Below are 20,917 nucleotides of genomic sequence, written 5' to 3' on the forward strand. Positions count from 1 at the left end.
CCCCGATCGGGGCGGATGCTCCGGCATCCGCCCCGATCATCCCCGTGGAGGGACCGATGTACCAGAAACAGCCCACCGGCGGGCACGCGACCCGGCCGGCCACCGGACTCCGGCGCTGGCGCCGGATGCGCCCCGGCCTCGTCGCCCTCGGCATCGCCGCCCCCGCGATCCTCGTCTACCTCTACTTCTCGTGGGGTCCGATCGTGTCGTCGCTCGTCATGAGCGTGCAGGAGGTCGTTCCCGGCCAGGCGGCCGAATGGGTCGGCTTCGACAACTTCGCCTACGTGCTCAGCGACCCGAACCTGCCGCAGGCCGCCCTGAACACCCTCTACTACACGCTGCTCGCGATCCTCTTCGGCTTCCCCGTGCCGCTCGCCCTCGCCGTGTTCATCGCCGAGCTGCGCGGCCACCGCTGGTACTTCAGCGCCCTCGCCTACCTCCCCGTGATGGTGCCCCCGGTCGTCGCCATCCTGCTGTGGAAGTTCTTCTACGACCCCTCGTCCGACGGCGTCTTCAACACGATCCTCAGCGCGATCGGCATCGGCCCGGTCCCCTGGCTCACGAACCCCGCCTTCGCGATGCCGTCCATCGTGCTCGAGACGACCTGGGCCGGAGCGGGAACCGCGGTGATCATCTACATCGCCGCGCTCACCAGCATCCCGACCGAGCTGTACGAAGCCGCCGAGCTCGACGGCGCCGGCATCTGGAGCCGCGTCTGGCACGTCGCCCTGCCGCAGATGCGCGGCATCATCGGCACCATGCTGCTGCTGCAGGTCATCGGCACCATGCAGATCTTCACCGAGCCGTTCCTGTTCACCGGCGGCGGCCCGCTCGGGTCGACCAAGACGCTGCTCATGACCATCTACGACTACGCCTTCGTGCGCGTCGACTACGGCGCCGCCACCGCCCTCAGCGTGCTGCTCGCCGCCGTGCTGTGCATCGTCGCCTTCCTCTACACCCGCCTCACCCGTCGTTGGAGTGCCGCATGAGCGCCCCCGCCCGCACGCCGCTGCGCCGCCCTCGCCCCGAGGCCGCCGCTTCGCGCACCAACATCTCCGACTCCGACCGACGCCGTCCCGTCGTGCGGGTGACCCTGGGCATCGCCCAGGCGCTCGTGCTCGCCGGACTCGTCATCGCCGGTCTCGGCCCACTCGTGTGGCTGGCGCTCGCCGCCGTCTCGCCCACGCAGGACCTCATCCGCGAACCGTTCGCGTTCTTCTCGAGCGGTGTCGTGCAGTGGGAGAACATCGGCATCGCGTGGGAGCGGGGCCGCATCGGCCACTACCTGCTGAACACCGCCGTGCTCGCCCTCGGCGCCACCGTCGCCACGCTGATCGTCTCGACCACCGCCGCGTTCGTCATCACCGTGCTGAAGCCGCGATGGGGCAAGCTGCTCTCGGGCGCCATCCTCGCGACCCTGTTCGTGCCCGGCATCGTCGCCCTCGTGCCGCTGTACCTCACCGTGCGCGAGCTGCCGGTGTTCGGCGTCTCGCTGCTGAACACCCCGTGGGCGATCTGGCTCCCGGCTGCGGCGACCGCGTTCAACGTGCTCATCATCGCCCGCTTCCTCGAGTCGATCCCGGCCGACCTCTACGACGCCGCACGCATCGACGGCGCGGGCGCCCTGCGCATCCTGTGGAGCATCGTGCTGCCCCTGTCGCGCCCCATCCTCGGCGTCGTGGGACTGCTGGCCGTGGTCGCATCGTGGAAGGACTACCTGTGGCCGCTGCTCGTGCTGCCCGACCCCGACAAGCAGCCGGTGTCGGTGGCGCTGCCGCGTCTCGCGGCGCAGACCGAGCTGAGCGTGCAGATGGCGGCGCTGTTCCTGTCGCTGCTCATCCCGGTGGTGCTGTTCCTGCTCTTCCAGCGGCAGTTCCTGCGCGGCGCGAGCATGGCGGGCGGGGTGAAGGGATGACCCGCGTCCTCGTCACCGGCGCCGACGGAGAGATCGGTCGCGCGGTCAGCGGCGCCCTCGTGCGCGCCGGCTACGACGTCACCGCCCTCTCGCTGTCGTACGCGTCGCCGCACCCCGCCGATCGCGTGCTCACCGGCGACACCACGTCGGTCGCCGACGTGGCCGCGGCACTCGATGGGGCGGATGCCGTGGCGCACTTCGCCGCGATCCCGCACCCGACCCTCGGCACGCCGTACGAGGTGTTCCGCGTGAACACCGACTCGACGTTCAACGTGCTGCAGCAGGCCGGTGAGCGCGGCATCCGCCGGGCCGTCATCGCGAGCAGCATCAACGCGCTCGGCTACCCGAACAACCTGCACCGCGCGTTCCCGCCGTCGTTCCCGCTGCGAGAGGACACGGCCCCCGACGTGGCGGATGCGTACTCGCTCTCGAAGGGCGTCGACGAGCAGACCGCCCGCTACGCGCACCGCCGCTACGGCATCGACGTGGTGGCCCTGCGGTTCCCGCTGGTGAAGTGGCCGGAGGTGCTGCGGTCGGCGGCCGCCGAGGTCGCGGCCGACCCGGCGAGCATGGCCCGCGAGGGGTGGGCGTACCTGACCATGGCGGATGCCGCGCGCGCGGTGCTCCGCGCCCTCGAGGCCGACGTCACGGGCGTGCTCGTGGCCGGGCTCAGCGCCGACGACATCCTGCTCGACGAGCCCACGGCGGCCCTGCTCGCCGCGCACGCCCCCGGGGTCCCGACCGAGCATCCGATCGACGGCTCCGACAGCCTCATCGACACCAGCGTCGCGGCGACCGTGCTCGGGTTCCGCCCGACCGAGTCGATCCACGACGGCACCGCGTCCGCTCCCCCGATCGCCCTGAGGAACCCCCGATGATCGACGTCCCCGCCCCGACCTTCGCCCAGCCGTGGGAGCCGCGCGACGACGTGCGCATCACCGACATCCGCACCATCGTCACCGCCCCCGAGGGCATCCCGCTGGTCGTGGTGAAGGTGCTCACGAGCGACGACGGGCTCTACGGCCTCGGCTGCGCGACCTTCACGCAGCGGTGGCAGGCGGTCGCGGCGTACATCGAGCACCTGCGTCCGCTGCTCGTCGGCCGGTACCCCGGCGACATCGAAGACCTCACGCGCCTCATCCGCTTCTCGTCGTACTGGCGCGAGGGCCCGGTGGGCAACAACGCCCTGTCGGGCATCGACATGGCGCTGTGGGACATCGCCGGCAAGCGCGCCGGCATGCCCGTCTACGAGCTGCTCGGCGGGCGCGTGCGCGCCGCGGCCGACGTGTACCTGCACGCGGAGGGGGCGGATGCCGAGGCCACCGCCGCCCACGCCGAGGAGCTGCGCGAGGCCGGGCTGCGCCACATCCGCGTGCAGAGCGGGCAGCAGGGCATCGGCCACTACGGCGCCCCGCCCACGATCGGCGAGTACGGGTGGGCGAAGAACCCCCGAGGCTGGCGCGTCGACGAGTACCTGCGCCGGACGCCGCAGCTGTTCGCCCGCATGCGCGAGCTGCTCGGCGACGACGTGGCCCTGCTGCACGACGTGCACTCGCGGCTCATCCCGCGGCAGGCGGTCTCGCTGCTGCGCGACCTCGAGCCGTATCGCCCGTTCTTCATCGAAGACGTGCTGGCACCCGAGCACTGGGATCGTCTGCCCGAGCTCGCCGCCGTGTCGTCGGTGCCGATCGCGGTCGGCGAGCTGGCGACGTCGTTCACCGAGGCCGCGCGCCTCGTGCGCACCCATGCGGTCGACTACCTGCGCTGCCACATCTCCGACGTCGGCGGACTCAGTGCCGCCCGGCGTCTCGCGGTGCTCTGCGACATCGAGGGCGTGCGCACGGCGTGGCACTCCCCCGGCGACGCCTCGCCGTTCGCCGTCGCCGCCGCGGTCGCCCTCGACGTCACGAGCCCGGCCTTCGGCATCCAGGAGGGGCACGTCTACAACGAGGCCACGCACGAGGTCTTCCCCGGAATGATCGACATCGAGAACGGGTGGCTCACCCCGCGCGACGAGCCCGGTTGGGGCGTCGACGTCGACGAGGCAGCCGCCGCCCGGTACCCGGCGGCCCTGTCGGGCCATGACGCCTGGGCGGCGGGCGTGCGCTCCACCGATGGCGCCCTCATCGCCCCCTGACCTCCGCTCCTCCCCTCCCCCTCCGACGTCTGGACGATCCATGCCCCGCTGGTCTCTCGCGCCCTCGCGCCGCTCCCTGCTCCGCGACGGAGCCCCGACCTTCCTCCTCGCCGACACCACCTGGGCCGCGTTCATCGGCCCGACCGACGAGGAGTGGTCGGACTACCTCGCCCTCCGCCGACGGCAGGGCTTCAACGGTCTGCTCATCAGCGTGCTGCCGATCGAGCACGACCGCTCCGAGGGCGGGCTGTCGCCGTACCGCGTGATCGACGGACGCCTCGACCTCTCCGCCGGTGACGAGGAGTACTGGCCGCGCGCCGAGCGTCGTCTCGCCGAGGCGGTCGAGCACGGCTTCACCCCGATGCTCGTGCTGCTGTGGAACAACTTCGTGCCCGGCACGTGGGGTGCGGGCCTCACCCCCGACCTGGTGCTCGACGCCGACCAGACCGTGGAGCACGTGCGTTCGACCGTCGAGCGCTTCGCCCGCTTCGATCCAATCTGGATCGTGTCGGGCGACGACGACCTGAACGACGAGACCGCCCTCGCGCGCTACTCGCTCGCCGCCGAGACCGTGCGGCAGCACGCACCCGACAGCCTCGTCACCTGGCACAGCACCCCGACCGCGCGCATGCCGCAGGCCCTGGCCGACGGGCCGCTGCTCGACCTGCACGGCCTGCAGCCCGGGCACAACGACGACTGGGACACCCTCCCCCGCGATCTCGTGCGCTACTACGACGACCTCGCGGTCGAGCGCCCGACCATCAACCTCGAACCCTGCTACGAGGGGCTCGGACGGTTCGCCGGACGCGCCCGCCACTCGCAGGCCGACGTGCGCCGAGCCAGCTGGACCGGCATCGTCGCCGGTGCCGCCGCCGGGCTCGGGTACGGCGCGCACGGCGTGTGGAGCTGGCACCGCCGCGGCAGCGCGTTCACCGCCGAGGCCGTGCACGGTCTTCCTTTCCCGTTCTCCGCCGCCCTCGCCTTCCCCGGAGCCGACGACGTCGCCTTCCTGCGCCGCGTGGTCGAGGCCGAGCAGCTGCTCGACCTGCGGGAGGACCGCGAGGTGCTGGTGGCCGAGGCATCCGGCGCGGTCGTCGGGCGCACGGGCACGACGCTCGCGGTCTACGCGCCGACGGCGTTCCCGCTGACGCTGAGTGTCGACCCAGCGACGGTTGCGGAGGTGCGGCTGTACGACCTCGCCGGACGACGGATCGACGCGGCCGACTGGTCGGCGGTCGTGCTCGAGGGTGGGGCGGATTCCGGAGCGGATGCGGGGGCGGATTCCGCGGATGCTGCGGATGCCGGAGCGTCCGCCCGCGGGGTGCGCCTGGAGCAGCCCGAATTCCCGGGCGACGCGCTGTTCGTGCTGCGGCTCGCCGAGTGACCACCCGCGTGAGCGCTGAGCGCGCGGGTGCCGCCGGGCACGCGGGTACCGACGCGTGTCCGGATGCCGAGGTGCTCGACGCCCACGGCATCCGCGTCGTCGTCGCGCCCGACGGCGGCCGCATCGCCTCCATCCGGGCGCACGGCGTCGAGCTGCTCGCCCGCACGCCCTGGGCCGATGAGCTCGACGACGCCTGGTCGATGACCGCGAGCAGCGCCGAATGGCACCGCCGATACCGCGGTGGCTGGCACGTGCTCGTACCCGCCGCCGGAGACCCCTCGCCGGATGCCGTCGTCGAGCAGCCCTTCCATGGCGAGGCCGCGTGGCGCACCTGGCGGCTGGAGCACCGGGTCGACGCGGTCGTCGCGCGCGTGCTGCTGCGCACTCTGCCTCTGCACGTCGAGCGTTCCGTGTCGATCGCTCCCGGGCGCGTGACCGTCGAGACGCGCGTGCGCAACGAGGGTCCCGACGAGGCGCCGATCGTGTGGGTCGAGCATCCGGCGTTCGCGGGCGCCCTGTTCGATGACGCCGACGTGCGGCTCGGCGACGCGGCGGTGCCGATCGTCACCGCTCCCGGCGGGGAGTTCGCCGATGTCGACGGCGCGGCGGGTGCGGTCGAGGTGCAGTCGCGATCCGCCGGGCTCGACCTGCGCATGACGTGGGATGCCGACCTCCTCCCCCGCCTGTACGTGTGGCAGGAACGCCGCGGGTCGACCGGGTTCCCCTGGTGGGGCGCCGTCGACGCGGTCGGGATCGAACCGGCATCCGACGCCTACGGCACGGCGACGGCCGGAACGGGCTCGGTGCGGATCGCTGCCGACGCCGAGATCGTCTCGACGGTCGTGCTGGAGATCCGGCCGCGCCGGTGAGCTCTGCGACCGCTCATCGATACAATCGATCTGCGATGTCAAAGAAAGCGATTTCCCTCAAGGACGTGGCCGCCATCGCGGGAGTGTCCGTCTCGACCGCGTCGAAGGTGCTGCGCGGTCAGGGCAAGGCGTCGGATGCGACCCGGGAGCGGATCATGGAGGCCGCCGCGCGCCTCGACTACGAGCCGAACGCGCTCGGGCAGTTCCTCGCGCAGGGCCGCAGTGCCACGATCGGCGTGCTCACCCTCAACGCTCCCGGCGCTTTCACCATGCCCGTACTGACCGGGGCCACGACCGCCCTGGGTGCCCGCGACCTGTCGGTGCTCGTCGCCGACTCGCGACTCGACCGGGCCCTCATCGCCGCGACCGTGCGCAAGTTCCGGGCGCGCAAGGTCGATGGACTGCTCGTGGTCGGCGACGGCAGCGGCACGGCGATGCGATCGGTGACCGACGGCTTCACCGTGCCGGTCGTGTACGCGTATGGCCTCTCGGACGATCCCGCCGACGTGTCGTTCCTGCACAACGGGTTCGTCGCCGGCGAGCTCGCCGGCCGTCATCTGCTGAGCCTCGGACGCCGTCGCATCGCGCACTTCAGCGCCTCGCTCGACGACCAGTCGGCCCGCGAACGCGCCGACGGGCTGCGGTCGGTGCTCGCCGCGGAGGGGCTCGACTTCGTCGGGGGGCACGGCTTCCACGGCGACTGGTCCCGCGCCTGGGGGCGGCGCGCCGCCGAAGAGCTCCTCGCCTCGGGCGAGCAGTTCGACGCGGTGTTCTGCGGCAACGACACCATCGCGGTCGCGGCATCCGAGGTGTTCCGGCAGGCGGGCCTGCGCATCCCCGACGACGTCGCGATCGTCGGCTTCGACAACCTCGCCGGCCTCATGGACCAGCACGACCGCGCGCTCACGACCATCGACCCGCTGCTCAGCGAGGTCGGCACGCGCGCGGCCGAGTACCTCGCCGAGGCCATCGACGGCGGCGAGTTCACCCCCGGCGTGCACCGGGTCGACGGCGTGCTGATCGAGGGCGATTCGACGGTCGGTCCGCTCCCCCGCTGACCCCTGCTCTCTCCCCTCCCTCCGTCCCCCTCTCCCTCTCTCCACCCTCACGTGAGGGGTCAAGACACGCCGTGTCACGCCGCGCTCATGCGGCGTGTTGTGACTCCTCACGCACGGGGCGAGGCCTCACACCGTGACGCGGCCGTCCGCGAGGCGGATGATGCGGTCGGCGTCGGCGAGCACCGCGGGGTCATGCGACACGCAGACCACCGCGACCCCGCGATCGGCCTCGGCGCGCAGCACCGCCCGGATGCGCGCACCGCTCTCGGCATCGAGGCCCGTCGTCGGCTCGTCGAGGAGCAGCAGATCGGCACCCCGCGCCACCCCCTGCGCGAGCAGTGCGCGCTGCTGCTGACCACCCGAGAGCGTGGCGAACGGGCGTGCGGCGAGCGGCAGGATGCCGAGCCGATCGAGTGCGTCGTCGACGCGCATCCGCAACGCCTCGCGGGGCGTGCGCGATCCGCGGCGCCCCCACGTTCCGATCGCGACGACGTCGCGCGCCGACACCGGCAGGCGCTCCGACACCGCCGCGCGCTGGGGCACGAACGCGGCCTCACCCGTGACCACGCGTCTCCCCTCCCGCGCCTCGAGGGTGCCGGCGAGAACCTCGAGCAGCGTCGACTTGCCGGCGCCGTTCGGGCCCGCGATCACGGTGATCGCGCCGGGCTCGATCTCGACGTCCACGCCGTGCAGCACGTCGCGTCCGTCGAACGCGACCCGGATGCCATCGAGGCGGGCGACGGCACCGGGGTGGAGAGGGTGAGGAAACATGGCTCCAGTTTATGGAATTGATAATCATTCTCAAATACGTCTAGGCTCGTGGCTCGTGACCGATCTCCTCGCCCCCTTCGCCCTGGACTTCTTCCAGCGCGCCCTGCTCGGCGGCGCCCTCGTTGCGCTGCTGTGCGCGGTCGTGGGCACCTGGGTCGTGGTGCGCGGCATGGCGTTCCTCGGCGAGGCACTCGCCCATGGCATGCTCCCGGGCGTCGCTCTCGCAACCGTGCTCAGCCTTCCCGTCATCGCCGGCGGAGCCCTGAGCGCCCTCGCGATGAGCGTCGGCATCGGCGCCCTGCAGCGGCGAGCGCGCCTGTCGTACGACACGAGCATCGGACTGCTGTTCGTGTCGATGCTCGCCCTCGGCGTGATCGTCATCTCGCACTCGGGCAGCTTCGCCACCGACGCCACCGCGATCCTGTTCGGCGACATCCTCGCGATCGGATCGGACGACCTCGTGCTGCTCGCGATCGCCGTGTCCACCGGCCTCGTCGTCGCCGCGGTCTTCCACCGTCCCCTGGTCGCTCTGGCTCTCGACCCGCGCATCGCCCAGGTGCTCGGGCTGCGCCCGCGCCTCGCCCAGGCGGTGCTGGTCGGCCTCGTGACCCTCGCGGTCGTCGCCTCGTACCAGGCGGTCGGGTCGATGCTCGTCGTCGGGCTGCTGCTCGCTCCCGCGGTGGCTGCCGGTCCCTGGACGCGTCGCCTTCCCACGCGGATGCTCCTCGCCGCAGTGCTCGGGATCGTCGCCGTCGTGGGCGGGCTGCTCGCCTCGTGGTTCGCGGCGACGGCGGCGGGGGCATCCGTCGCCGCGTCGGCGATCGCTCTCGCCGCCGCGTCGTGGATGCTGCACGCCGCGGTCGTGCGCCTTCGGTCCGCGCTGACCGCGTCGACCCCCTCCGCGCCGACGGCGACCCCCGCACGGGCATCCGCCACCCCCGCAGGCACACCCGCCACGCCCGCCGCGACCCCCGCATCCACCGGCACGGCGGCCCCCGCCCTCGACTCCGCCCCGCGCACCGACCGCGTGGCGACCGCTTCCTCCCGCCCCTGACCCAGAAAGCACCACCGTGCCCTCCCGCATCACCCCCGCCGTACTCGTCGGCGCCCTCTCGCTCGTCCTCGTCTCCTGCGCCGCTCCGGCTCCGACCACGCCCTCCCCCGCCTCGACCCCGGAAACGGGCGACGGGCACGGCGCGATCGCGGGCGCCGAAGAGGTCGCCGAGCCGCCGCTGGGCCTCACGACGATCTCTTCCGAGGGCGTCGTGCGCCACCTCGACCTGCTCGACGAGAGCGTGTCCGACCTCGGCGCGGTCACCGCCCCGACGGCGATGGCGACCGACGGGCGCTACCTGTTCGCCGACTCCGGCGCGGGCGTCGAGGTCGTCGACAGCGGCGTGTGGACCTGGGACCACGTCGACCACTTCCACTACTACCGGGCAGCCCCGGCCCTGCTCGGCACGGTAGAGGGCGACGGCACCGCGACGGTCGCGACGACGAACAGCTCGACCGCCGGTGGCACGGGTCTGTCGTTCGCCGACTCCGGCGACGCCGTGCTGCTCGACACCGAGGCACTGTCGAAGGGCGAGATCCGCGAGTCGTTCCGCCTCGACCGCGAACCCCACGACGGGATGGTCGTGCCGGTCGGGTCGTTCGCGCTCGTCACCGAGGTCGAGGGCGGCGTCGCCACCGAGGTCGTCGCGTACACCGCCGACGGCGGCGCCACCGGCCTGCGCGAACCGTGCACCCAGCCGGCCGGCACCATCACGACCCGTGTCGGAGCGGTGATCGGATGCTCCGACGGCGCACTGCTCGCGCACGTCGACGACGGCGACCTCGTCGTCGAACGCATCCCGTACCCGGCCGGCACGACGGGCGCGGTGACGGGCTTCGACAACCGCGAGGGCCGTCCGACCGTCGTGGGGCTCGCGGGGAGCACCGACATCCGCCTGCTCGACACCCGGGCGCGCAGCTGGACGATGCTCACGGCTCCCGTCCCGCTCGTGCACGTCACGGCGGTCGACGACGACGACGACACCCTGCTGGCCCTGGCGCAGGACGGCCGGATGCTCGTGCTCGACGCGGCGACCGGCGCAATGCGCGCCGAGACGGCGCCGCTCGTCGCCGATTCGCTCACCGCGGGAGCAGCCCCCACGCTCATCGCCGATCAGCACCGCGCCTACCTCTCGGCCCCCGCCGAGCACCGCCTGTACGAGATCGACTACGCCGACGGCGCCCGCATCGCGCGCACGTTCGACACCGACGCCGAGCCGGCGTTCACCGCCGAGACGGGACGCTGACATGCACATTCAGCCTCCGCGCATCCGTTCGTCCCGCCGCGCCGGGCACCCGCGCGCCGCCGGTCACCCCGCGCACTCCCGCCCGCGTCGCCTCGTCGTCGCCGCCCTGCTCGCTGCCCTCCCGCTCGGCGCGCTCACCGCCTGCGCCGCCCCCGCCGACGAGCGCCCGCTCGTGGTCGTGTCGACGAACATCCTGGGCGATGTCGTGTCCGAACTCGTCGGCGACCAGGCGCGCGTCGTCACGCTCATGAAGCCCAACGCCGATCCGCACTCGTTCGAGATCTCCGCCCAGGAGGCGGCGACCCTGCGCGGCGCCGATCTGCTCGTCTCGAACGGTCTCGGTCTGGAGGAGGGGCTGCAACAGCACCTCGACGGTGCGGTCGCAGCCGACGTCCCCGCGTTCGTCGCGGGCGACGCGATCGAGGTGCTCGACTACGCCGAGGGTGACGCCGCCGGCATGCCCGACTCGCACTTCTGGACGGACCCCGCGCGCATGATCGACGTCATCGATGCGCTCGAACCGGCGCTCGCCGAGATCGACGGCATCGACGTCGATCAGCTCGCCGCCGACACCGACGCCTACCGCGACGAAGTGGCCGCGGTCGACGCGGAGATGACGGATGCTTTCGCGGCGATCCCCGACGAGCGCCGCGCCCTCGTCACCAACCACCACGTCTTCGGCTACCTCGCCGACCGTTTCGACTTCGAGGTGATCGGCGCGGTGATCCCCGGGGGGACGACGCTCGCCGCCCCCTCGGCATCCGACCTCGCCGACCTCGTCACCGCGATCAAGACCACCGGTGTGCCGGCGATCTTCGCCGAGTCGTCGTCGCCCGACCGACTCGTGCAGGCCCTGGCGAGCGAGGCGGGGAGCGACGTCGAGGTCGTCGAGCTCTTCACCGAGTCGCTCACCGACGCCGACGGCGGCGCCCCCGACTACCTGACCATGATGCGCGTCAACACCGAGCGCATCACCTCCGGCCTCACCCGCTGAGGCCCCTTCCCCACAGAAAGAAGCACCATGAACAAGACACCCCTGCGTCGGGCGCTGCTCGCCGCCGTGGCCGTCGGAGCGGCCGTGACCCTGGCCTCCTGCTCCTCGACCGGCGCCGGCAGCGACGCCCCCACGACCGGTTCCGACAGCGCGGCCGCGGCCGGCGCGCGCGTCGCGATCTCGTACGAGGGCGGCATCCTCGTGCTCGACGGCGACACCCTCGAGACCGTCGCCGACTTCGACTCCGAGGCCTTCACCCGGCTCAACCCGGCCGGCGACGGACGCCATGTGATGGTCACGATGAGCGACGGCTTCCAGCTGCTCGACACCGCGGCCGGCACGGACGAGGATGCCGAACTCACCGACACGGTCTTCGAGGCCGACACCCCCGGCCACGTGGTGCGCCACGGCGGCAAGACCGTGCTGTACGCCGACGGCACGAGCGACACCACGATCTTCGACACCGCCGACCTCGCCGAGGCCGACGGGCTGCCCGAGACCGAGACGATCGAGGGTGTCGAAGCGCACCACGGCGTCTCGGTGGTGCTCGAAGACGGCACGTTCCTGACCACGGTGGGCAACGCCGACGGACGCAACGGCATCGTCGTGAAGGATGCCGAGGGCGCCGAGATCGCGACCTCCGACCAGTGCCCGGGTGTGCACGGCGAGGGCACGGCCGCCGACGAGGCCGTCGTGTTCGGTTGCGAAGACGGCGCGCTGGTCTACGCCGACGGCGAGATCACCAAGCTCACCGCCCCGGACCAGCCGTACGGACGAATGGGCAACGCCTACGTCAGCGAGACGAGCCCGATCGTCGTCGGTGACTACAAGAACGACCCGGATGCCGAGGGCTACCTGCTGAGCGCCGTCACCCTCATCGACACGGCGGCGAAGACCTACGAGGTCGTCAACCTGCCCGAGGGCGTCGAGTACACGTTCCGCGACGTGGTGCGCGGGCCGGACGACCTGGCCTACATCCTGTCGGCGGACGGCTCGATCCACGTGGCCGACCCCGAGACCGGCGAGATCACCGCGGAGTACCCGGTCGTCGAGGCGTGGGAGGGACCGGCGGAGTGGCAGGACCCGCACCCCGCGATCGTCGTCGCCGGGGACATCGCGTACGTGACCGAGCCCGCTGCGAAGAAGGTGCACGCGGTCGACCTCACCACCGGCGAGGTCGTTGCGACCACCGAGCTCGACGTCACGCCGAACGAGATCGCTCCCGCCGCGGGCTGAGTTTTCGCTGCTGGCCGTGAGGGGTCACGACACGCCGCATCCCACCCGGGACGCACGGCGTGTTGTGGCCCCTCACGCGTGTTCAGCTCAGCGACGGAACCCCGAGCGTATGCGCACCCATAGGGGGTCGCCCTCGGCGACGGCCGAGACGACGCGCATCACCCCGCCCATCTGCACGACGCCGGCGATGAGTGCGATCGCGCCGACCGCGACCGCCGCGGGAGTGAACGACGACGGACCCTCCACCGCGTCGTAGATCAGGACAGACAGGCCCATCACGCCCATCAGACACGCGAGGCTCGATGTCGTGATGCGCACGAAGATCCGCCCCTCGAAGTTCACGGTGCGGGCCTCGATCCACCCGGCTGCGCGCCGCTGCCGCACCCCGGTCGCGTACGGCAGGCGCATCCACCACGACGCGGCCCGCAGGATGCGCCGACCGGAGCGCCACAGCGCGACGAGCATCCCGATCCCCGCGACGCCGAGGAGCGCCGCGATCACGACGACCGCGACGTCGAGCGGTGCCGGAACCCCGCCGAGCATCGCGATCGTGGTCGTCAGGCCGAGCGCCACGAACACCCCGACGACCGCGAGCACGAAGGCGAGGAGCCCCAGCCCCCAGCGCGACCAGCGCTCGTAGTCGGCCCGCAGTGCTGCGGCGGCGCGGTCGGCGTCAACCGCCCGGGCATCGGCCGCGCCCGCACTCTCGATATACGCACGGGACGCCGGAAGCACGAACGCGAAAGCCATGCCCCCCAGGCTACGAGGCGACGACACCGGCCCGCGCCGCGTACCCGCTCGTCAGGCCCGTGCGTCGTGGAGTTCGGCGCCGCTGATCGCGAACGAGAGTCCACGCCGACCCCGCGAGAAGGGCACCGAGGCGACGGCCGCGATCAGCACGAGCGTGCTGATCAGCCCGACGACGTTCGTGACCGTGGTCGCGACCGCGGGCACACCGTCCGGTAGCTGCTGCAGCACGGTCGCCACGGTGTACGGCAACGCCACGACGGATGCGCGGGCGAGCCGGCGCCCGGACGACCCCCGCTTCCCCGACCATCGCGGTTCGAGCCACACGATGCGCTGACCGAGCGATGCCCCCGACGACACGAGTGCCGGCACGACGACGACGAGCACCACCGCGCAGCATCCGATCACCGCCGTCTCGATCAGCGCCTCGTCCGGGCCCACCGCCCGGTCGGGCGCCAGCAGCACGCGCGGCACGAAGAGGAACACCGACACCGTGCTGATGGCGACCTGCACGATGATCGCGTCGAGGATCATCCCGAACCAGCGGCGCCAGACCGTGACCGGCCGAGGCTGCCGTCGTTCCGCACGGAGAGCGTCGGAACTGGGCATCCAGGCCAGCAGGAGGGGCGCCAGCGCCACACCGATCGCGGCCCCCGCGGTGTTCGCGAGCAGGTCGTCGACATCGGCCACGCGGTACGCGCACGCATAGAGTCCCCATACGCCGGTGAGCTGCGTGAGCTCGATCCCGAGCGATACGGCCGCCCCGAGCAGGATCGAGACGACGGGTCCGCGGTTCCAGTACCGCCGCGCGATGACGCCGAGGGGCACGAACAGCATCACGTTGAGGACGACCTGCATCGTGGCGCGGCTCGTCAGGGTGCCGGTGATCGAGAGCCCCTCGGTCTCGCGCAGGATGTCACCGATCGAGTGCCCGGGGATGAGTTCGATGCCGGCGGCGCCCGCGCCGCAGTTCGCTCGCATCTCGGGCAGCGGCAGAAGGGTGTACGCCACCAGCGCTACCGCGTAGACGCTGACCGCCGCGGCACCGAGCAGCCGTCGGAACGACAGGCCGCCGTATCGGCGCACCTGAATCACGAGCAACGGCACCAGTACGACCCAGAACAGGATGCCGCCACCGATGAGACCGAACTGCGCCTGCCACGTCCACTCACCCATCCGTCCCATCCTAGGAGGGGGGCCTCCCGCGACCGGCGCCCGGACGCAGCAAGCGGCTACCGCGAGGGGTCAGGACACGCCGTGCCGCAGGCGGAACATGCGGCGTGTCGTGACCCCTCACGCGAGGAGCGCGCGAGCTACGCGGAGCGCGACTCGGCGAGCGCGGGGTAGTCGGTGTAACCCTCGGCGGTGAAGCCGTAGAACAGCTCCGGGCGCGGGGCGTTCAGGTCGGCGCGGTTCTGCCACCGCTCGACGAGGTCGGGGTTCGCGATGACGGGACGCCCGACGGCGACGGCATCCGCCCATCCTTCCTCGACGAGTTCCTCGGCCTCTTCGCGGGTCGTCTCGGCCGAGAAGCCGGAGTTGACGATCAGCGGCGCCTTCGCCGACGCGCGGATGCTCTGCACGAGCTCTCCCCGCGGATCGGCCTGCAGCACGTCGACGAACGCGAGTCCGAGGGCCGCGAGCCCGTTGGCGACGGCCGTGTACGTGGCGCGCACATCATCGGCGTCGTCCTCGATCACGCCCTGGATGCCGTGGGCGGGCGACAGGCGGATGCCCGTGCGCTCACCGCCGACGGCGCCGGCGACCGCCCGGGTGACCTCGATCGCGAAGCGGGCGCGGTTCTCGGGCGATCCGCCGTACTCGTCGTCGCGCACATTCGAGACCGGCGACAGGAACTCGTGCACGAGGTAACCATTCGCTCCGTGCACCTCGACACCGTCGAGGCCCGCGGCGATCGCATTGCGGGCGGCCTGCGCGAACTGCTCGACGACCTCGGGCAGCTCGTCGGCGGTGAGCGCGTGCGGCACCGGGAGGTCGGCCTTGCCCGACGGGGTGTGCGTCTGACCGGGCGCGGCCACCGCGCTGGGAGCGACAACGCGGTCGACGCCCGAGATCTCGGGGTGCGAGATGCGACCGCCGTGCATGAGCTGCATCACAATGGTGCCGCCCGCCTCGTGCACGGCATCCGCGATCCGTCGCCATCCCTCGATCTGCTCGGGCGTGACGATGCCCGGCTGCCCCGGGTACGACTTCCCCTCCACAGCGGGCCACGTTCCCTCCGTGATGATGAGCCCCTGGCCGGCGCGCTGGCGGTAGTACTCGACCATGACGTCGGTCGGCACACCGTCTTCGTCGGCCCGGGTGCGGGTGAGGGGTGCCATGACGACACGGTTGGACAGCTGCAGGGCGCCGAACTCGGCGGAGGAATAGAGGGTCACCCTGAGGCCAGCACACCGATCGACCGGAGTATTCCCCGCGCCGCACCCGAAGAGGTGGATGCCCCACCCCGCCACCGCCCGCGACGACGCAGATGCCCTCGCGCGCCCGTGCCCGCCATGCGACCATCGAGCCATGCGGCGCGATGCGGCCGCCCCTCCCCTTCGATTCCCGAGAGGTCCTGCCATGAAGCTCCAGACCGTCAGCATCTTCGTCAACGACCAGCAGCGCGCCGTCGACTTCTACACCTCGCGCCTCGGGTTCGAGGTCACCGCCGACATACCGATGGGCGAGTACCGCTGGCTCACGATCGTCGACCCGGCCCGCCCGGACGGCACGCAGATCTCCCTCGAACCGAAGGATCACCCCGCGGCGAAGGCCTTCACCGACGCGCTGGTGGCCGACGGCCTGCCGTTCTGTACGTTCGGCGTGGAAGACCTGCAGGCGGAGTACGACCGCCTCTCCGGACTCGGCGAGACGTTCACTCAGCCGCCCACACCGATGGGCCCCGTGCTCACCGCCGTGCTCGACGACACCTGCGGCAACCTCCTGCAGCTCGCGCAGTGGGTCGGCCCCGACGTCGCCGGCTGATCCCTCGGGCCGCGGACGTCAACGGTCGCTCGATCGTGCACGGCAGTCGGCACAGCGGGTTGACGGCACTGTCGGCCCAGATGTCGCCCACGCCCCACGCACCGAGGCCCACCACCCGGATGGGGCGGTGGGCCTCGACGGATGCCGCGGCTACGGCTTCAGCTGGAACGTCACCGTCGTCGCGTTGCCGGCGACGTCGTGCACGACGAGCGTGTTCGCACCGCCCACCGCGCCGAACTTGCCGGCCTTGACGGCGTTGAGGTCGGACCAGACGTTGTCGGACAGATCGGTCGTCACGCCGTTCAGCACGACGCGGTCGATCTTCCGCGCGTCGTACAGCTTGAACGACACGGTCGTGAAGACCCGGTCCGCGCCCTGCCCCTTCGGGTCCGGTTTGACCGTGACGGTCGGCGCCGTCGCGTCGAGCGTGAACTCGACCGTCGCCTCGTTGCCGGCGACGTCGCGCACGATCAGGGTGTTCGCGCCTTCCACGGCGCCGAACACTCCCGGCTTCACCCCGTTGAGGTCGGACCAGACGGCATCCGTCAGGTCCTTCTCCACGCCGTTCAGGAACACCCGGTCGACCTTGCCCTCGTCGTGCAGCGTGAACGACACCTGGCTGTACACGCCGTCGCGGCCGACCGTGGCGCCCGCCTCGGTCTTCACCGTCGCGGTCGGCGCGACCTCGTCGGGCGACGTCGTCGTGACCGTCAGGTCGCGGATGCGGCCGAAGTTGTCGAACGAGCCGAAGCCCACCCGCCCCGTGGGGAACGTGGTGTCGGTCGCCGTCATCAGCGGAGCATCCGAACCGTCGACGTACACGGCCACCTGGCCGGTGTCGGCGCAGCGGACGACGCGCACATCGTGCCACTCCTCATCGGTCACCGCGGGCGGGGCGCCGACGGCGCCGTCCCACTGATCGTCGATGCGCACCCGGTCGGCGTTGTCGACCTTGAAGATGCCGTTGTGCGGATAGATGGTGTTGTCCTTCGACAGATGCGCGTAGTAGTACTGCGTGTCGGACTGCCACCCGAAGACGATGATGACGTCGCGGTTGTTCACCGACGCCTTCTCGTCGAGCCGCACCTGCGCGTTCAGATCGAATGATCCCAGCTCGGGCCCCTCGGTGAGCACCGCGTACTCGAACGGTCGGCGGATGCCGTCGTTCGGGTTGGTGCCCGCCTCGGTGAGCACGACCTGGTCGCCCGGGAACTCCCACTTCGCGGGGGTGCGCGGCGCCCAGTCGTCGGCCGACATGACGTCGGCGATCTCGAGGCCGGTCGGCGTGCACGGCGGGTCGACCGGCGGCTGCGCCGGCGCGGCACCGTACAGGGCGAATTGCGCCGCGACCTGGTCGGCGGTCGGCACCGTGTCGAGCAGCATCACGTCGTCCATGCGGCCGTGGAACGGGTTCGCCTCGCGCGTGTTCTGCGGGAAGCTGCCGCCGATCTTGATGCCGGCCGGAGTGGTGTCGCTCGTCGCGCCCGCACCCCAGGGGTTCGATGCGGTGTACCGCCCGGCGAGCTCCTCGCCGTTCATGTACAGCTTCATCTCACCACCCGCGAAGTCGAAGGTCGCGGCGAGGTGCACCCACTGCCCCTTCTTCAGGATCTCGTCCCACGGCAGGTCGGCGGCGAAGGTCCACGACCCCGCACCGTCGACCCGACGACCGAGGGCGACGAGCTTCAGCTCGCCGTCGACCGTGATGACCTCGAGCAGAGCCCGTACCGCGTGCCCGTCGGAGGTACCGGTGAGCACGCCCGCGAGGCCGATCGCGTTGTACACGTCGTCGGGGTCCGTGGTGTTCGAGTTCGGCGCGGGATGGTCGCCCGTCGGTTTGAACCAGCCCATCACCGAGACCTCCTCGGCGCCGGCGAACGCGTCGAGTGAATCGACCCCGGAGGCGTCGTACACTCCCGCCTTCCAGTCGTCGTTCGATGCCGTCGTCGGGCTCATCTGCTGCGTCTGCAGGGCGCGTCCCGCCCCGGGGTACGCCCGGTCGGTCACCCGCTGTTCGACCCCGCCGTTGATGAGCGAGATGTCGGTGCCCGAGAGCCCCTGGTCGAGCTCGACCTTCGCGTCGGTCGCGGGGTGGTCGAAGTCGTAGTGCGTCACCAGGTTCGGTGCGAGATCCGGCAGCACGAACGGAGAGGCCGGGCCCGCCTCGCGCGCACCGGTCACCTTCCAGATCTTGCCGTTCGCCTTCGAGACGAGGTACAGCTCGCCGTCGGCATCCGATCCGAACCGCAGGTCGACGCGCGTGTCGCCGACGAGGTCCTGGAACGTGGTCTCCTGGCCGTCGGCGAACACGCGCAGCTGCTCGATCGTCGCGAGATCCTCAATGTCGCCGTCGTTGCGCACCATCTCGTCGGCCTGGGTCGAGAGCACCCAGCCCCGCACGAGGTCGGTGAACAGGTACCGGCCCTGCAGCGCTTCGATGTCTCCGCGGTACACGAACCCGCCGTTCACGGCGACGCCCGCATCACCGGTCTGACCGGGGTCGCGGTTGTGGTCGTACGCGGCGACCGGATACGTAAAGCCGAACTCGGCGTCGTTCTCGGGCAGCGGGAAGATCTGCCGGTTCTCGGCGAGGAACGAGCCCTCGCGCACCGACCAGCCGAAGTTGTCGCCCGGTTCGACGGCGTAGATCGACTCGACCTGCCACTCGCCGATGTGCGCGAGGTACATGGTGTGGTCGCCCTCGGGGTCCCAGCTGATGCGGTGCGGGTCGCGCAGACCCACCGCGTAGATCTCGGGCAGTGCGCCCTCCTCGCCCAGGAACGGGTTGTCGGCCGGGATGCCGTACTCGCCGTTCGCGCTGTCGTCGCCGGTGGGGTCGATGCGCAGCACCTTGCCCTGCGGCGTCGAGAGATCCTGCGGGTTGCCGTTGCCGACGCCGTTGCCGCCGTCGCCCACGAGGATGTACAAGATGCCGTGCTCTGCACTGCCCTCGTCGGCGGTCGGGTTGAACGAGATCTGCTGCACCGTGTGCACGCGCCCGCCGAACGGGATGCGCATGACCTCGCGGTGCGTGCCCTCGAACGTCGCCGCCGACGGGTCGGATGCCTTCCACTCGGTGATCACGCTGTGGAACTGCGTGTTGCCGTAGGCCGGGAAGTCGGGGGTGTCCTCCGTGAGCGCCGTGGTGCCCTCGGTGTGCACGGTGTAGAACAGGCCGTTCTCGGCGAAGTCCGGGTGGAACTCCGCCGCGCCGAGACCGGTGCCGAGGCCGGCACTGTTGTGGAAGTTGTCGACGAACTGGTCGCGCACGTTGAGGTACGGCACGTACTCGCCCGACTCCTTGTCGACGAGGTAGAGGATCGCGTTGTTGTCGGGCACCATCAGCCGGCCCGAGCCGTCGGGCACCTCGTCGAGGTGGGTGATGCGGTTGTGGCGTACGAGACGCTGATCCTGCGTCGCCGGGGTCGTCTGCGACTGAGGTAGCTGGGCCAGCTCGGTCACCTCGATGCCGAGCGTCGACAGCGCCGGGTCGGGCAGCGGGTTGAGCAGCGGCTGCTGCACCGTCTCGCCGGGGGCGCAGTCGCCGGGGTTGCCGGTGGCGATCGCGAGGTTCTCGCCCGTGTTGTCGACCGACACGTCGTCGAGCAGCAGGCGGCCGTTGCTCGTCGCGCCGTTCTTCCAGAAGAAGCGGTCGAGATCGCCGTTCACCGCCTGACGGAAGCCGAACTGCTTCTCGGTGCCCTCGGGCAGGCGGGTGCGCTCGGCGTAGGGGCCGCCCTGGCTGTAGACGGTCACCTTGTCGGTGGCGTTGTCGGCGACGATCCATACGCACTGCCACGCGTCCTTGCCCCACACTCCCGCGGGGGCGAAAGCGCCGCCGTCGCGCACGCGCAGCACGTCGTCGTTCTGGTTGTTCACGTACGCGCGGCTGTTGACGTAGTCGTTCGGGGCGTCGATGTCGGTGAGCCCGAACGAGGTGTCGACGGTGCCCGTGCGCAGGAAGCGGAAGAACAGCGTCCCCGTGGTTCCGTCGGCGATCGCGGGGATCTGGCGGAACGCCTGCTGGCCTCCGCCGACGGATTCGACGACCTGGTTGTTGCCGTTGAGCGGATCGGCGACGACCTTCGGAGCAGCCGAGGCGGTCCAGCCGTCCTGGTCGTTCAGCGCGACGCGCTCGTACTCCTCGAAGTCGATCACCTCGGTGAACGGCTCGTCGGCCATGGCCGGGGCGGCGGCGAACATCGTGCCGATCATGGCCGTGACCACGGCGGCCGCGGCGATCCCTCGTCGCCGTCGCGCGCCCGGGGGCACGGCATCCGTCCGCGGAGCGGAGTGCGGGGACGGCATGGTTCTTCTCTGCATCGGAGACCTCTCAACGTCATCGTCGTGTGGTGTCGTGCCAGGAGTGGTGTCACGCTCCTCCCCGGGGCGGCACTGCAGAGGGGAGGGCGATCAGCGGTGCATCCGCGCAGCGTAAGCGCTTTCGCAACCGCTTTCGTGCGAGGCTAGCGCGCTCCCCGACCAAGGGCAAGAGGGCGGCCGAATTGCAGTGTTGGC

17 protein-coding genes are annotated in these 20,917 nt (G+C 71.4%); 12 read left to right on the forward strand and 5 right to left on the reverse strand.

The features are described from left to right. Positions 1–56 precede the first annotated feature (56 nt). Genes RWS82_RS10145 through RWS82_RS10175 form a run of 7 tightly spaced genes read left to right on the forward strand, consistent with a single transcriptional unit; the run spans position 57 to position 7,363 of the window. Complete coding sequence (locus RWS82_RS10145) at positions 57–989, forward strand: sugar ABC transporter permease (RefSeq protein ID WP_314649645.1); 933 nt, start codon at positions 57–59, stop codon at positions 987–989. Beyond that, positions 986–1,915, forward strand: coding sequence for a carbohydrate ABC transporter permease (locus RWS82_RS10150; RefSeq protein ID WP_314649648.1), 930 nt, complete (start codon positions 986–988; stop codon positions 1,913–1,915). The genes RWS82_RS10145 and RWS82_RS10150 overlap by 4 nt, the downstream gene beginning before the upstream one ends. After that, complete coding sequence (locus tag RWS82_RS10155) at positions 1,912–2,793, forward strand: NAD(P)-dependent oxidoreductase (protein WP_314649651.1); 882 nt, start codon at positions 1,912–1,914, stop codon at positions 2,791–2,793. Before RWS82_RS10150 ends, RWS82_RS10155 begins: the two co-directional genes overlap by 4 nt. After that, positions 2,790–4,052, forward strand: a complete 1,263-nt coding sequence (locus tag RWS82_RS10160) for an enolase C-terminal domain-like protein (protein ID WP_314649653.1) — start codon at positions 2,790–2,792, stop codon at positions 4,050–4,052. The genes RWS82_RS10155 and RWS82_RS10160 overlap by 4 nt, the downstream gene beginning before the upstream one ends. Positions 4,053–4,092: 40 nt before the next feature. Next, on the forward strand, positions 4,093–5,436 hold the full coding sequence (locus tag RWS82_RS10165; protein WP_314649656.1) for a DUF4038 domain-containing protein: 1,344 nt from the start codon (positions 4,093–4,095) through the stop codon (positions 5,434–5,436). Next, positions 5,433–6,305, forward strand: a complete 873-nt coding sequence (locus RWS82_RS10170) for a hypothetical protein (RefSeq protein ID WP_314649658.1) — start codon at positions 5,433–5,435, stop codon at positions 6,303–6,305. Before RWS82_RS10165 ends, RWS82_RS10170 begins: the two co-directional genes overlap by 4 nt. A 35-nt stretch (positions 6,306–6,340) precedes the next feature. Further along, positions 6,341–7,363, forward strand: coding sequence for a LacI family DNA-binding transcriptional regulator (locus RWS82_RS10175; protein WP_314649660.1), 1,023 nt, complete (start codon positions 6,341–6,343; stop codon positions 7,361–7,363). 126 nt (positions 7,364–7,489) lie between these two features. Here the strand turns inward: RWS82_RS10175 and aztA are convergent, their stop codons facing one another. Then, the gene (gene aztA / locus RWS82_RS10180; RefSeq protein ID WP_314649663.1) at positions 7,490–8,134 is read right to left on the reverse strand and encodes a zinc ABC transporter ATP-binding protein AztA; all 645 of its coding nucleotides are present in this window, start codon (positions 8,132–8,134) and stop codon (positions 7,490–7,492) included. A gap of 55 nt (positions 8,135–8,189) precedes the next feature. Here aztA and aztB point away from each other — a divergent pair, with 55 nt between their 5' ends. Genes aztB through aztD form a run of 4 tightly spaced genes read left to right on the forward strand, consistent with a single transcriptional unit; the run spans position 8,190 to position 12,664 of the window. Then, positions 8,190–9,188 carry a zinc ABC transporter permease AztB gene (gene aztB / locus RWS82_RS10185; RefSeq protein WP_314649666.1) on the forward strand — a complete coding sequence of 333 codons (999 nt, stop codon included), beginning with the start codon at positions 8,190–8,192 and terminating at the stop codon, positions 9,186–9,188. A gap of 16 nt (positions 9,189–9,204) precedes the next feature. Further along, positions 9,205–10,434 carry an ABC transporter gene (locus RWS82_RS10190; RefSeq protein ID WP_314649669.1) on the forward strand — a complete coding sequence of 410 codons (1,230 nt, stop codon included), beginning with the start codon at positions 9,205–9,207 and terminating at the stop codon, positions 10,432–10,434. 1 nt (position 10,435) lies between these two features. Beyond that, positions 10,436–11,428 carry a zinc ABC transporter substrate-binding protein AztC gene (aztC, locus tag RWS82_RS10195; RefSeq protein WP_314649671.1) on the forward strand — a complete coding sequence of 331 codons (993 nt, stop codon included), beginning with the start codon at positions 10,436–10,438 and terminating at the stop codon, positions 11,426–11,428. Positions 11,429–11,455: 27 nt separating this feature from the next. Further along, complete coding sequence (gene aztD / locus RWS82_RS10200; protein WP_314649675.1) at positions 11,456–12,664, forward strand: zinc metallochaperone AztD; 1,209 nt, start codon at positions 11,456–11,458, stop codon at positions 12,662–12,664. A gap of 87 nt (positions 12,665–12,751) precedes the next feature. Here aztD and RWS82_RS10205 read toward each other — a convergent pair whose 3' ends face one another. The 3 genes from RWS82_RS10205 to RWS82_RS10215 all read right to left on the reverse strand — a co-directional run bounded on the left by RWS82_RS10205 (position 12,752) and on the right by RWS82_RS10215 (position 15,810). Continuing rightward, the gene (locus RWS82_RS10205; RefSeq protein WP_314649677.1) at positions 12,752–13,414 is read right to left on the reverse strand and encodes a hypothetical protein; all 663 of its coding nucleotides are present in this window, start codon (positions 13,412–13,414) and stop codon (positions 12,752–12,754) included. Between the two features lie 51 nt (positions 13,415–13,465). After that, complete coding sequence (locus RWS82_RS10210; protein WP_314649680.1) at positions 13,466–14,587, reverse strand: VanZ family protein; 1,122 nt, start codon at positions 14,585–14,587, stop codon at positions 13,466–13,468. Between the two features lie 137 nt (positions 14,588–14,724). Then, positions 14,725–15,810: an alkene reductase gene (locus RWS82_RS10215; protein WP_314649682.1), complete on the reverse strand. Its 1,086-nt coding sequence runs from the start codon at positions 15,808–15,810 to the stop codon at positions 14,725–14,727. Positions 15,811–15,994: 184 nt separating this feature from the next. On the opposite strand from RWS82_RS10215, the gene RWS82_RS10220 reads away from it, so the two are divergent. After that, positions 15,995–16,399, forward strand: coding sequence for a VOC family protein (locus RWS82_RS10220; RefSeq protein WP_314649684.1), 405 nt, complete (start codon positions 15,995–15,997; stop codon positions 16,397–16,399). A 150-nt stretch (positions 16,400–16,549) separates the two neighbouring features. Here the strand turns inward: RWS82_RS10220 and RWS82_RS10225 are convergent, their stop codons facing one another. Then, entirely contained in the window at positions 16,550–20,707 is a 4,158-nt protein-coding gene (locus RWS82_RS10225) for a PQQ-dependent sugar dehydrogenase (protein WP_314649687.1), read from the reverse strand. Positions 20,708–20,917 lie beyond the last annotated feature (210 nt).

It is taken from the genome of uncultured Microbacterium sp., from assembly GCF_963528945.1.
GTDB lineage: Bacteria > Actinomycetota > Actinomycetes > Actinomycetales > Microbacteriaceae > Microbacterium.

What these genes read in the sequence shown, in the direction of transcription:
- aztC (WP_314649671.1), top strand. Translation starts at nt 10,436, where the DNA reads ATGCACATTCAGCCTCCGCGCATCCGTTCGTCCCGCCGCGCCGGGCAC.
- aztD (WP_314649675.1), top strand. Translation starts at nt 11,456, where the DNA reads ATGAACAAGACACCCCTGCGTCGGGCGCTGCTCGCCGCCGTGGCCGTC.
- RWS82_RS10150 (WP_314649648.1), top strand. Translation starts at nt 986, where the DNA reads ATGAGCGCCCCCGCCCGCACGCCGCTGCGCCGCCCTCGCCCCGAGGCC.
- RWS82_RS10210 (WP_314649680.1), bottom strand. Translation starts at nt 14,587, where the DNA reads ATGGGTGAGTGGACGTGGCAGGCGCAGTTCGGTCTCATCGGTGGCGGC.
- RWS82_RS10205 (WP_314649677.1), bottom strand. Translation starts at nt 13,414, where the DNA reads ATGGCTTTCGCGTTCGTGCTTCCGGCGTCCCGTGCGTATATCGAGAGT.
- RWS82_RS10225 (WP_314649687.1), bottom strand. Translation starts at nt 20,707, where the DNA reads ATGCCGTCCCCGCACTCCGCTCCGCGGACGGATGCCGTGCCCCCGGGC.
- RWS82_RS10160 (WP_314649653.1), top strand. Translation starts at nt 2,790, where the DNA reads ATGATCGACGTCCCCGCCCCGACCTTCGCCCAGCCGTGGGAGCCGCGC.
- RWS82_RS10165 (WP_314649656.1), top strand. Translation starts at nt 4,093, where the DNA reads ATGCCCCGCTGGTCTCTCGCGCCCTCGCGCCGCTCCCTGCTCCGCGAC.
- RWS82_RS10155 (WP_314649651.1), top strand. Translation starts at nt 1,912, where the DNA reads ATGACCCGCGTCCTCGTCACCGGCGCCGACGGAGAGATCGGTCGCGCG.
- RWS82_RS10175 (WP_314649660.1), top strand. Translation starts at nt 6,341, where the DNA reads ATGTCAAAGAAAGCGATTTCCCTCAAGGACGTGGCCGCCATCGCGGGA.
- aztA (WP_314649663.1), bottom strand. Translation starts at nt 8,134, where the DNA reads ATGTTTCCTCACCCTCTCCACCCCGGTGCCGTCGCCCGCCTCGATGGC.
- RWS82_RS10220 (WP_314649684.1), top strand. Translation starts at nt 15,995, where the DNA reads ATGAAGCTCCAGACCGTCAGCATCTTCGTCAACGACCAGCAGCGCGCC.
- RWS82_RS10145 (WP_314649645.1), top strand. Translation starts at nt 57, where the DNA reads ATGTACCAGAAACAGCCCACCGGCGGGCACGCGACCCGGCCGGCCACC.